Source organism: Pseudoflavonifractor capillosus (assembly GCF_016899775.1).
Classification (GTDB): Bacteria; Bacillota; Clostridia; order Oscillospirales; family Oscillospiraceae; genus Lawsonibacter.
The window spans coordinates 16,940-27,813 of record NZ_JACJJE010000045.1; the positions used below are offsets into that span (position 1 = coordinate 16,940).

12 protein-coding genes are annotated in these 10,874 nt (G+C 60.1%); 8 read left to right on the top strand and 4 right to left on the bottom strand.

Features of this window, described 5'->3' with window-relative positions; all coding sequences use genetic code 11:
* From H6B31_RS12590 to H6B31_RS12610, 5 genes are all read left to right on the top strand, one after another.
* Nucleotides 1–189: a cysteine-rich KTR domain-containing protein gene (locus H6B31_RS12590; RefSeq protein WP_117508171.1), complete on the top strand. Its 189-nt coding sequence runs from the start codon at nucleotides 1–3 to the stop codon at nucleotides 187–189.
* Nucleotides 190–590: 401 nt separating this feature from the next.
* The gene (locus H6B31_RS12595) at nucleotides 591–1,001 is read left to right on the top strand and encodes a sigma-70 family RNA polymerase sigma factor (RefSeq protein WP_204898841.1); all 411 of its coding nucleotides are present in this window, start codon (nucleotides 591–593) and stop codon (nucleotides 999–1,001) included.
* 376 nt (nucleotides 1,002–1,377) lie between these two features.
* Complete coding sequence (locus H6B31_RS12600) at nucleotides 1,378–1,551, top strand: hypothetical protein (RefSeq protein WP_430691905.1); 174 nt, start codon at nucleotides 1,378–1,380, stop codon at nucleotides 1,549–1,551.
* A gap of 109 nt (nucleotides 1,552–1,660) precedes the next feature.
* The gene (locus H6B31_RS12605; RefSeq protein WP_022200308.1) at nucleotides 1,661–1,834 is read left to right on the top strand and encodes a hypothetical protein; all 174 of its coding nucleotides are present in this window, start codon (nucleotides 1,661–1,663) and stop codon (nucleotides 1,832–1,834) included.
* An 84-nt stretch (nucleotides 1,835–1,918) separates the two neighbouring features.
* Entirely contained in the window at nucleotides 1,919–3,400 is a 1,482-nt protein-coding gene (locus tag H6B31_RS12610; protein ID WP_204898842.1) for a recombinase family protein, read from the top strand.
* Nucleotides 3,401–3,640: 240 nt separating this feature from the next.
* On the opposite strand, the gene H6B31_RS12615 is transcribed toward H6B31_RS12610, so the two are convergent.
* The 4 genes from H6B31_RS12615 to H6B31_RS12630 all read right to left on the bottom strand — a co-directional run bounded on the left by H6B31_RS12615 (nucleotide 3,641) and on the right by H6B31_RS12630 (nucleotide 7,370).
* Nucleotides 3,641–4,231: an ATP-binding cassette domain-containing protein gene (locus H6B31_RS12615; protein WP_204898843.1), complete on the bottom strand. Its 591-nt coding sequence runs from the start codon at nucleotides 4,229–4,231 to the stop codon at nucleotides 3,641–3,643.
* Nucleotides 4,228–5,010: an ABC transporter permease gene (locus H6B31_RS12620; protein ID WP_204898844.1), complete on the bottom strand. Its 783-nt coding sequence runs from the start codon at nucleotides 5,008–5,010 to the stop codon at nucleotides 4,228–4,230. Before H6B31_RS12620 ends, H6B31_RS12615 begins: the two co-directional genes overlap by 4 nt.
* Nucleotides 4,997–6,091, bottom strand: coding sequence for an ABC transporter substrate-binding protein (locus H6B31_RS12625; RefSeq protein WP_204898845.1), 1,095 nt, complete (start codon nucleotides 6,089–6,091; stop codon nucleotides 4,997–4,999). Before H6B31_RS12625 ends, H6B31_RS12620 begins: the two co-directional genes overlap by 14 nt.
* Before the next feature lie 622 nt (nucleotides 6,092–6,713).
* The gene (locus H6B31_RS12630) at nucleotides 6,714–7,370 is read right to left on the bottom strand and encodes a Crp/Fnr family transcriptional regulator (RefSeq protein WP_204898846.1); all 657 of its coding nucleotides are present in this window, start codon (nucleotides 7,368–7,370) and stop codon (nucleotides 6,714–6,716) included.
* Nucleotides 7,371–7,492: 122 nt separating this feature from the next.
* Between H6B31_RS12630 and H6B31_RS12635 the strand changes: the two genes are divergently transcribed.
* The 3 genes from H6B31_RS12635 to H6B31_RS12645 all read left to right on the top strand — a co-directional run bounded on the left by H6B31_RS12635 (nucleotide 7,493) and on the right by H6B31_RS12645 (nucleotide 10,708).
* Entirely contained in the window at nucleotides 7,493–7,777 is a 285-nt protein-coding gene (locus H6B31_RS12635) for a hypothetical protein (RefSeq protein ID WP_204898847.1), read from the top strand.
* Between the two features lie 149 nt (nucleotides 7,778–7,926).
* Nucleotides 7,927–9,363, top strand: a complete 1,437-nt coding sequence (gene purB / locus H6B31_RS12640; RefSeq protein ID WP_204898848.1) for an adenylosuccinate lyase — start codon at nucleotides 7,927–7,929, stop codon at nucleotides 9,361–9,363.
* Between the two features lie 31 nt (nucleotides 9,364–9,394).
* On the top strand, nucleotides 9,395–10,708 hold the full coding sequence (locus H6B31_RS12645) for an AI-2E family transporter (RefSeq protein WP_204898849.1): 1,314 nt from the start codon (nucleotides 9,395–9,397) through the stop codon (nucleotides 10,706–10,708).
* The last annotated feature ends 166 nt before the right edge of the window (nucleotides 10,709–10,874 follow it).

The window sequence follows — 10,874 nt, forward strand, 5'->3', positions numbered from 1 at the left end:
ATGGATAGCTTCGAGTGGCTGCTATGTCCTGTCTGTAACAGTAAAACTCGTATCAAGCTGCGGTTAGATACTGAGCTGAAAAACTTTCCTTTGTTTTGTCCTAAATGCAAACAAGAAACTTTAATCAGCGTAGAAAAATTTAAGATTTTAGTTATCACAGAGCCAGACGCACAGACGCAGAGCCGATAACCCGTTAGCCCTCAGGCGCGGATTATCGGCTCTTTTGTTTTCGGCGGCTGTCAATTAAAGCCGCCGCGTTATACGACGACTTTATGAGGAACACGGCGGTTTCCGAGGAGGGATCGTCGTGTTCATTTTGCTTTTTCATAGTACGCATGATCTTCACCAGCTAAAAAAAGCGTAGCTCCCCCTCCGGGCAAGTCCGGCATTGGACGCGAAATTTGCCAGTACATTAAGAATAATGTCATTTCACGCGCTTGTGTGGCATCACGCCATGCGAGCGCGTTTTTCTATACCCACCTTGGGACAAGTTGTCCCGAGGTAGGCAGGGGCGGCCCCGGCTGCCGATCCCCGCCATCCCCCGTTCAGATCGTCCACCCACAACAAAAATCTGAACGGAGGAAAATATAATGACTACTATCAATCTGAAGGACTTTTACTCTTGGCACACCCATGATGAATATATCGAAGTTTCCGATGAAGTGGCCGCCGAGCTGCGGGCCGACAAGCTGTATGAGGCTGCCTACCAGCGGCGGCTTACCCGGCACAAGGCGCAGTATTCCCTGGATTGTGAGGACGGGATCGAATACTCCGCCTGCCTGCATGAGCCCACTCCCCAGGAGCTTCTGGAGCGCATGGAGCTGTTCATCCGTCTGTGGAACGCCCTCAACTCCCTGCCGGAGATCCAGGGCCGCCGGATTGACGCTCACATCATTCTTGGCATAAGCATCAAAGAGATTGCCGAGGCCGATGGGGTACATGAGGAGTCCGTCCGCCAGTCTATCAAGCGGGGCCTGGAACGCATGAAAAAAACTTTTTAATTTTTGCTGTTTCCCCACTTGGAATTGATGCAAAAATGTCTTGGTTAGTAGAGAGGGAAATATAACCTCTCCGCAACGGAACGGCGGCGGCCCTGAGTGTAACGCGGGGAGCCAGGCGGCGGGTGCGCGGTGACTTCTCTCCACGGAGAACGAGCGACAAACACCAGCGCCGCAGGTGGGCCGGGCCAACCCACGGCCACGATCCGCCATTGGACAGGCTGGCCGCCTGTCCCTCCGGGCCGCCGTTCCCCGTTGTGCGGGGATGCCGCGCTGAGTATGGTTGTCTTTGGACAGGTCAAGGAAACGGGCGCGGCACTCCCTAATTTATCAAGAAAGAGGGGAACGCTCTATGAACTATGATCCAGAACTGGCGGCCTTGCTCTCCCAGCCGTGGAGCAACGATGCCTGCCGGGGGTACGTCATCGCCGCGATGGAGCGGTGCGGCTTTAAGCCGTCCGACATTGAACAGGTGATGGTCGAGCTTTACGAGGTGTTCGACTATACCACTTTGCAGGAGGCCGAGGCTTACTACGAGCGGAGCCCCTACTAAGTTCTGGACACTTTGTCCAGAGGTACATATCCGGCCAAAGGCCAGCACTTTCCCGGTGCTGGCCTTTGCCATGTTTCAAGACATTCTTTGATTGTATGGGAGGGATTTTATGCAGGCACAGGTCAAATATGAAAGTGAAATCAAAACTGCTGTACTCGGAGATCGCACGATCACCGTCAAAAATCTCACCCCCGTTTTTTCCCCGCAGGAACAGGACAAGCGTAACCGCGAGATTGAGCGGCGGCTGTTTGACGTGTTCCGCAAATATGCCGGGCGGGGGTAGGCCAGAGTCATCCTTGTAGTAAGGGGGCGGCAGAGGTACAATATAATTGTAGGTTGGCTCCCGTTTAACGGAAGGGAGCTAATTATGGATAGTAGAATAGATGCAATTTACGGGCGGCAGTCGATTGACAAAAAAGACAGTATCAGCATTGAAAGTCAGTTTGAATTTTGCCGCTATGAGCTTAAAGGCGGTGAGGGTAAGGAATACAAAGATAAAGGTTACTCCGGCAAGAACATTGAGCGCCCCGACTTCCAGCGGCTTCTGCAGGACATCAAGCTGGGCTTGATTAAGCGGGTGATCGTCTACAAGCTGGATCGGATTAGCCGTTCCATCGTGGACTTCGCAAAGCTCATGGAACTGTTCAAGCAGTACGATGTGGAGTTTGTGTCCTGCACAGAAAAGTTTGACACTTCCACACCGATGGGCCGAGCGATGCTCAATATCTGCATTGTTTTTGCCCAGCTTGAACGCGAAAGCATCCAGATGCGTGTGCAGGACGCTTTCTATTCCCGGTGTACCAAAGGCTACTATATGCGGGGGCGGACGCCATACGGTTTTGATACCGAGCCCATCGTCATGGACGGGATCAAGACAAAGAAGCTGGTAGAAAATGCGGAAATGGATTTTGCCGAGCTGATGTATCAAATGTATGCGGAGCCGGGCAATTCCTACGGCGACATATCCCGGTACTTTGCCGAGAACGGCATCAAGGTTTATGACAAGTCCCTAAAGCGCGGGTTTATTGCTCAACTGCTGAGAAACCCTGTCTACGTCCAGGCCGATATGGACATCTACGAATACTTCAAGGCCCAGGGCGTAAAAATCGAAAGTCCCCCGGAAATGTTCACAGGGGACAATAGCTGTTATCTCTATCAAGGGCGCGAGGGCGAGGAGCCGATCCTCGTGATTGCTCCCCACCAGGGGCGCATCCCCTCCCAGCTCTGGCTGACCGTTCAGCGCAAGCTCTCACAAAACACCACATTCCAGAATGGCCGGAAATGCCATAACACATGGCTGGCCGGGAAAATCAAGTGTGGACGTTGCGGCTATGCCCTGGCAAGTCTGAACGCCAGAAATGGTGTCACCTACCTGCGATGCAAACAACGGGCAGACAATAAGAGCTGCGAGGGAGCCGGTACGCTGACCGCGCAAAGCATGGAGGCGTTTGTTTACGGCGAGATGGTTAAGAAGATGCGGAAATTCCACACGCTGAAAGGCGGCAAGGAACAAAGCTATAATCCGAAGCTGACCGCCGCCCGTGTTGCCCTTGCAAAGACGGAAAGCGAGATCGAGAAACTTCTGGACACTTTGTCCGGCGCTAATCCGCTTCTCCTGCAATACGCAAACACCCGCATTGAGGAACTGGATGCGGAACGGCAGAAACAGCTCCGGCTGGTCGCAGACCTCACCGCTAATTCTGTTTCCGCTTCACAGATTGATAGCATTACGGGCTATCTTGATGATTGGGAGTCCGTGAGCTTTGACGATAAGCGTAAAGTGGTTGATATACTCATATCACAGATTGACGCTACCAGTGAGAGTGTTACAATCCACTGGAAAATCTAAAACCTTTTCACTTGGCATTATGCCCTTGTCAAGAATAGTTTCACAAACTAAGAATAAAGCAACGAGCGAGATTTGGAAACCATTTCGGGCTCCAAACCTCGCTCGTTTTTATGGGCTCTTTTTGCAACGAACCCCAAAAGAACTTTGTGCGAAACTTCGTTTCGCCTCTTGGAGTTAAGAAAGCCTCAGTAAAAAGCTGCGCCCCGCCGCGAATCAAGCGGCGGGGCGTTTTTGTGTCGATTATGGGCCGGGCAGGCGGCACAGGGGCGGGCCGTCCAGGTTAATCACCTGGTTGGCCAGGGAACGCACCAGCCCCTCGTGGCTGGAAAGGACCACCGGCGCGCCCAGTTCCTTGAAGGCGGCCATCAGGGCCTTGATGCGGTCCCCGTCCACCCCGGTGAAGGGCTCGTCCAGCAGGTAGAGCTTCCCACCCAGGGCCAGGGCCCGCACCAGGGCCAGCCGCCGCTTCATGCCCCCCGACAGGGCGGCGGGGAGGGCGGTTTTTTCTGCCTCCAGACCGGCCAGGGCCAGCCAGCGGTCCGCCTCTCCCCGGCGGGACTTGGGGAGCACATCGGTGAGGTGCTGCTCCACCGTGCGCCAGGGGAACAGCCGGTCCTCCTGAAAGAGGAAGGCCGTCTCGCTGGGAGCAATGCCGGAGATAGTTCCGCTCCGGGGCTGTTCCAGCCCGGCGATGCACCGCATAAGGGTGGTCTTGCCGCAGCCGGAGGGGCCGGACAGCACTGTTACTCCCGTGTCCGGCAGGGCGAGGGAGAAGCGGTCCAGCACCAGCTTGTCCCCGTAGGCCAGGGTCAGATTGGAAATTTGGATCATGCCGCCGCCCCCTCTCTTCTGCGCTGGATGAGCCGGGTGAGGAAGCGCTCCATGAGCAGGCTCAGGCAGATGACCACCGCAGTCCAGGCGAACAGGTCCGCCGTCTCAAAGGCCTGCTTGGCGTGGTTGATTTCCGTCCCGATGCCCGGCCGGGGGAGGCAGAGGACCTCGGCGGCCACCCCGGACTTCCAGGCAAGCCCCATGGCGGTGGTGACAGCGGAGAGCAGATAGGGCTTCAAGCTGGGGAGGTACACCAGCCGGACGGTCTTTCCCCGGGAAAACCGGTAGGCCCGGGAGAGCTCCAGCAGCTGCCGGTCGGTGGAGCGGATGCCCTGGGTCAGGTTTTCCCACACCACCGGCAGGACCATCAGCCCGGAGATCACCGCCGGAACTTGATTCCGCCCGGTCCACAGGAGGACCAGCAGGATGAAGGAGGCCACCGGGGTGGCCCGGACAATGCGGATCACCGGGGCGAGCAGCCGCTCGCACCAGGAGCTGGCGCAGGTGAGGGCGGCCAGAGCGCTCCCCAGGGCCACCCCCGCCGCCATGCCCGCCGCGATTCGCAGCAGGGAGGTAAGGGCGGTCCCCCAGAACGCCGGGTCCTGGGCCAGCCGGACCAGGGCGGAGAGCACCGTGGCCGGGTAGGGGAGGAGCAGCTCGTTGCCCCGGCCCTCCACGTGGAGCTCCACCAGGAAAGCCCCAAGCTGCCAAGCCCCCAGCCAGAAGGCCGGGGGCAGCAGAGCGGCGATGAACTTTTTTGGGAATTTACTGCGCGCCATAGTAGAAGGAGGCGTCGGGGAGAGCGCCCCCGATGGAGGTGGGGTCCGCGTCAAAGAGGACCTGGTAGTAGGCCTCCAGCACGGACTTCATCTCGTCCCCGGTGAGACACACCAGATTGCACTGGGGGATGGCCGCCTTGGCGATGTTGGCGTTGGCGGTGATGCCGTATTGGGCCACCAGCTCGGCGGCCTCCTCCAGGTTGTCCGGGTTGGACATATATTCGATGGATTCCTCATAGGCGCGCAGGAAGTTCTCCACCCCCAGGGGGTTCTCCTCAATATAGTCGGTGCGGGCCACGATGCAGCCCATGGCCAGTTCGCCGTCGCTGACAGAGGACCACTCATCGGTGAGGGACAGGGCCTGCCGCACGCCGGAGTCCTGGATCATCAGGGCGGTGGCGGCGGGGACGGGGAGCATGCAGATGCCGTCCTCCGAGGACACCATCTGGGCGGTGACCTCCTGGGCGGTCATCCACTGGATGTCCACGTCGGCCGGGTCCACCCCGTTCTCGGTGAGCAGGTAGTTGAGAACGTACTCCGGGTTGGCTCCCTCGCCGGTGGCGTACACGGTCTTGCCCGCCAGGTCGGCCATGGAGGTCACGGTGTCCCCCTTCTCCAGAATGTAGAGGACACCCAGGGTGTTCACCGCCAGCACCTGGATGGACTCCGGGTTCTTGTTGACCAGGGTGGCCGCCACATTGGTGGCCACGGCGGCGATGTCCGCGTCCCCGTTGATGAGGGCGGAGGACACCACTTGGTTGTCCGCCTCCACCACGGCGGAGCTGATGGAGGGATTTATCTCCCCGTTGGCCACGGCCTCGGCGGTGACGTTTTCATTGTCCGCCATCAGCTTGGCGGCCCCCACGCCGGTGGGGCCGGAGAGCACCATGAGGTCGGGACACACATAGGAGTCGGAGCTGGAATCCCCCGTGCCGGCGGAGGCAGACTGGGAGCTGGAGACGCTCTCGGAACGGTCTGAGGCGTTTCCGGAGGCGCTGGAGCCGCCGTTTCCGCAGCCGGCCAGGGCAGATACCATCAGGGCGCCGCACAGGAGCAGAGAGAGTTGCTTTTTCAGTTTCATTTTAATCTTCCTTTCCGAAGTTGTTGATGGAGATCAGATGGGGGAATTTTGCCGCCATCTCTCTAAAGCCTTCCCCTCGGGGGGAAGGTGCCCCCGAAGGGGGCGGATGAGGGGGCAGTGATAGAGCCCTTTCGTTTGTTGCAGGAGGGTTTCGCCCTGCGGGGCGAGGTACTTTCCCAGCGATGGGAAAGTACCCAAAGGATCGCCGGGGGACGCCGCAGAGGCGAACTTCGTTCGCCAATGACGGCTTACCCCCGGTCCCCCATTACGGGGGACGCGTACCTGCAAGTCGGTAGAAAATTTCCGGCGCGCAAAATCTGAGTGGCTTTCCGCGGTTTCTTCCGGGCCACTGGGCCCTGGGTTTGCAAAAATTATGGCGACTGCGATTTCATACCTGCGCCTGGCTTTGCTGAGCAGATGATAGCTGGTGCTGGGCTGTAGGGCGCGGCCTCCTGGACGCGCCGCGTACATCTGCGGGCCGGCCAGTGTCCGGCCCCTACGATAAAGAAGGGACGGCTTCTAGATACACCGTAGGGGCGGCACACTGGGCCGCCCGCCCCGGAGGCTGCAGGGCCATAGGGCGCAAGTGGGCGGAAACTCCCCCGCCCAAAGCGCAAAACGCTCACAAAACCCCTTCCAGCCCCCCGCGGTCCAGCACGAACACCGTTTTGCCCTCCCGGCGGATGAGGCCCGCCGACTCCAGGGCCTCAAAGGCCCGGTAGAGGGAGGCCCGGCTGAGGCCCAGCCGCTTGGCCAAATCGGTGGCCGGGGCGTGGACTGAGGGCTCCCCGCTGGAGAGGAGATACCGGGCCAGCTTGCCTTCTGCCCCGGTCTGGGCCAGGGCCCCCAGCCGCCCGGACAGGAACCGGATGCGGCCAGACAGGTAGCGCAGGTAGTTCCGGCGGAGGAGGGGTTCCTCTCCCAGAAGCCGGTCCACATCCTCCTGGGGCAGAAACAGGATGCGGCAGTTGGTGCGGGCGGTGAGGGTGGTGGCGTAGTCCGGCAGGTCGTTGTAGAGGGCGGCCGCACCAAAGAGATCCCCGGCCTCCAGCACGCTCACCGACAGGGCGGCGTTGGTCACCTGCACCTGACCGGCCAGGAGAAAGCCCAGGCACCGGCGGAACTGGTGGGGCTGATAGACAGTCTCCCCGGCGGGAAATGCCTCGGCAGTGACGCCGGGGAGGGCCAGCACCCGCCGGAGCAGAGCCTCGTCCGCTCCCCGGAAAAAGGGGCACCGTTCTAGAAGCAGAAGCTCCTCCCGGGTGATCTCCGCCGCCATGGTTCCGCCCCCTTTTTTAAAAGTGTCTTATTTGAGACAGAAAGAATATAGCATATTCTGGGACGGCGGTCAACCCCCCGGCATAGGATGGACAGAAGAACAACCGAACAGGAGGGATCACCGTGGGAAATACCTGTCAAAACCGCCGGGATGGCGCGGGGACGCGCCGCACCGACCCTGAGGAGGCCATCGCCAAGATCCAGGCCGCGGCGGAGGAGATGACCATGCACCGGTATGTACATAGCCTCCCGGTGCAGACGGCCCGGGAATGGGAGCGGGAGGCGCTCTGGTGCCAGATGCGGGAGCTCAATCAGGTGCTGGACTATCAGAACAAGATCCTGGTGGAGATCCTGGCCGCGCTGGACCGGCTGACCCGGGCGGTGGGGGAGATGGGAGAGACGGGGTGACACGCCCCGCCTCTTTTGTGTTTGGGGCCGGAGGATAAAATTTCAGGAAACAGTGGCAAAGCGGGCGCAAATACGATATAATAAACTGACTTGATATGGGCGGGGGGAGACCCTCACCCTTGGAAAACCAGAGAAAAGGACGATGCAAGATGCCGACCAATACCTATGAAAGCCCCCTGTCCTCCCGCTACGCCAGCGAGGAGATGCTCTATCTGTTCTCCGCGGACAAGAAGTTTTCCACTTGGCGGAAGCTGTGGGTGGCCCTGGCCCGGGCGGAGATGGAGCTGGGCCTCCCGGTGACCCAGGAGCAAGTGGACGAGCTGGAGGCGCATATCTATGACATTGACTACGAGAAGGCCGCAGCGTGGGAGAAGAAGCTCCGCCACGACGTAATGGCCCACGTGCACACCTACGGGGAGCTGTGCCCCAAGGCCATGCCCATCATCCACCTGGGGGCCACCAGCTGCTACGTGGGGGACAACACCGACGTGATCCTCATGCGGGAGGGGCTGATCCTGGTTCGCAACAAGCTGGTGCAGGTGCTCGACGCCCTGGCCAAGTTCGCCCGGGAGTACAAGGCCCTGCCCACCTTGGGCTTCACCCACTTCCAGGCAGCCCAGCTGGTCACCGTGGGCAAGCGGGCCTCCCTGTGGATGAACGACCTGCTGCTGGACCTGGAGGAGGTGGAGCACCGCATCTCCACCCTGAAGCTGCTGGGCTCCAAGGGGACTACCGGCACCCAGGCCTCCTTCCTGGAGCTGTTTAACGGCGACCACGAGAAGGTGAAGGAGCTGGAGCGGAAGATCGCCAAGGAGATGGGCTTTGACGGCGTGGTGCCGGTGAGCGGCCAGACCTACTCCCGGAAGATGGACTACAGCGTCCTGTCCGTCCTGTCCGGCATTGCCCAGTCCGCCAGCAAGTTTGCCACCGACATGCGCCTGCTGTGCCACCTGAAGGAGGTGGAGGAGCCCTTTGAGAAGAACCAGATCGGGTCCTCCGCCATGCCCTATAAGCGCAACCCCATGCGCTGCGAGCGCATCTGCTCCCTGGCCCGGTACGTCATCGTGGACGCGGGCAACCCCGCCGTCACCGCCGCCACCCAGTGGTTTGAGCGCACCTTGGATGACTCCGCCAACAAGCGCATCTCCGTCCCCGAGGCCTTCCTGGCGGTGGACGCCATCCTGAACATCTACCGCAACGTGGCCTCCGGCCTGGTGGTCCACCCCAAGGTCATTGAGAAGCACGTGCTGGAGGAGCTGCCCTTCATGGCCAGCGAGAACATCATGATGGACGCGGTGGTCCGGGGCGGCGACCGGCAGGAGCTCCACGAGCGCATCCGCGTCCTGTCCCAGGAGGCGGGGCGGAACGTGAAGGACCTGGGCCTGTCCAACAACCTCATCGACCTGATTGCCGCCGATCCGGCCTTCGGCATGACGAAGGAGGAGCTGACCGCCCACCTGGAGCCCAGCCGCTACATCGGCCGCTGTCCCGAGCAGGTGGAGGAGTTCCTCACCGAGGCGGTGCAGCCGGTGCTGGAGAAGTACGCGGACGTCCTGGGGGAGAAGGAGACCGAGCTGAAAGTCTGATGAGGTTTAGGAGTAGAGGAGGAACAGTCCTTTGAAGGGACGAGGAAAATATGGACCCTATCTGGCTGCGGGGGTCACCGCCTTTGCGGTAATTGCGGCCGCTATCCTGTTGTTTTTTCTGCTGGAGCACTTCTCCGCCATTCGCACTCTGCTGGAGACCATCGGCTATATTCTCCGTCCCATCTGCTATGGCATTGTGTTGGCCTTTCTGCTGCTTCCGGTCCACCGGCGCATTCTGGCGGTGCTGACGGATCAGTGTCGGGGCATTCGGGACCCCTGGGGCAAGAAAAAGAACATCCTCAGCGCCATCTCCATCCTGCTGAGCCTGATCTTTGCCTTTCTGGTGCTGTATGTGCTGCTGGCCATGGTGCTGCCCCAGCTTTACTGGAGTCTTGTGGGGCTGTTTGAGGCCCTCCCTGGCTATTTTCAGAGCGTCCAGCAGTGGCTGACCACCTTCCTGGCCGACAACCCTGATATTCAGCAGGCGGTGCTGAGCTACTACCGTACGGCGGGGGCCGCCCTGAACCAGTGGCTCAGCTCCGATCTGATCCCCAACCTGGAGTCGGCCTCCAGCACCCTGGCTTGGCTGCGCTCGGAACTGCTGCCTCAGCTCACCGGGGTGGTCTCCGGCGTGTCCACGGTGGTGCTGGCTCTGGTTAACCTGCTCAAGGACATCATCGTGGCGGTCATTGTGTCGGTATATCTGCTGGCCCGGAAGGACGTCTTCGCCGCCCAGAGCAAGAAGATCCTGTACAGCATCTTTCCCACCCGGGCGGCCGACCTGCTGGTGGAGGAGAGCCGGAGCGCCTATCGGATTTTAAGCGGATTTATCAATGGGACCCTGGTGGACTCTTTCATTGTGGGCGTGATCTGCCTGATCTGCTTCACGGTGTTCCAGTTTCCCTACCCCATGCTGCTGGCGGTGATCATCGGGGTAACCAACGTGATCCCCTTTTTTGGACCCTTCATCGGGGCCATTCCCAGCGGACTGCTGATTCTGTTGGTCAGCCCCCGGCAGTGCCTCTATTTTGTGATTTTCATTTTTGTGCTGCAGCAGCTGGACGGCAACATCCTTCACCCGAAGATTCTGGGCAGCTCGGTGGGGCTGGCCTCCTTCTGGGTGCTGTTTGCGGTGCTGCTGTTCGGCGGACTGTTCGGCTTTGTGGGCATGGTGCTGGGCGTGCCTGTGTTCGCCATGTTTTACAGCGTGGTCAGCCGCCTGGTGAACCGCGGCCTGAAAAAGCGGGGCCTGCCCCTGAGTACGGAGGAGTACCTGGGAAAGACCGGCCCTTTGGCGCCGGAAAAGACACCCTCCCCGCCGGAGCCGGGCGGAACAAACGAATAAACGTAGACGAACAGGGACGGCCAGATGGACCGTCCCTGTTGGTTTTACTAGCTCTGTTGTCACACCGCCAAGATATCCAGCCAGAACCGCCACAGCAGGACGGCCACGAGCAGAAGCTGGAGCGTCAGGCGGAGGATGGTCTGCCGGGGGGAGAAGGGGCCGGGGC

What these genes read in the sequence shown, in the direction of transcription:
- H6B31_RS12590 (WP_117508171.1), top strand. Translation starts at nt 1, where the DNA reads ATGGATAGCTTCGAGTGGCTGCTATGTCCTGTCTGTAACAGTAAAACT.
- H6B31_RS12595 (WP_204898841.1), top strand. Translation starts at nt 591, where the DNA reads ATGACTACTATCAATCTGAAGGACTTTTACTCTTGGCACACCCATGAT.
- H6B31_RS12605 (WP_022200308.1), top strand. Translation starts at nt 1,661, where the DNA reads ATGCAGGCACAGGTCAAATATGAAAGTGAAATCAAAACTGCTGTACTC.
- H6B31_RS12610 (WP_204898842.1), top strand. Translation starts at nt 1,919, where the DNA reads ATGGATAGTAGAATAGATGCAATTTACGGGCGGCAGTCGATTGACAAA.
- H6B31_RS12615 (WP_204898843.1), bottom strand. Translation starts at nt 4,231, where the DNA reads ATGATCCAAATTTCCAATCTGACCCTGGCCTACGGGGACAAGCTGGTG.
- H6B31_RS12620 (WP_204898844.1), bottom strand. Translation starts at nt 5,010, where the DNA reads ATGGCGCGCAGTAAATTCCCAAAAAAGTTCATCGCCGCTCTGCTGCCC.
- H6B31_RS12625 (WP_204898845.1), bottom strand. Translation starts at nt 6,091, where the DNA reads ATGAAACTGAAAAAGCAACTCTCTCTGCTCCTGTGCGGCGCCCTGATG.
- H6B31_RS12630 (WP_204898846.1), bottom strand. Translation starts at nt 7,370, where the DNA reads ATGGCGGCGGAGATCACCCGGGAGGAGCTTCTGCTTCTAGAACGGTGC.
- purB (WP_204898848.1), top strand. Translation starts at nt 7,927, where the DNA reads ATGCCGACCAATACCTATGAAAGCCCCCTGTCCTCCCGCTACGCCAGC.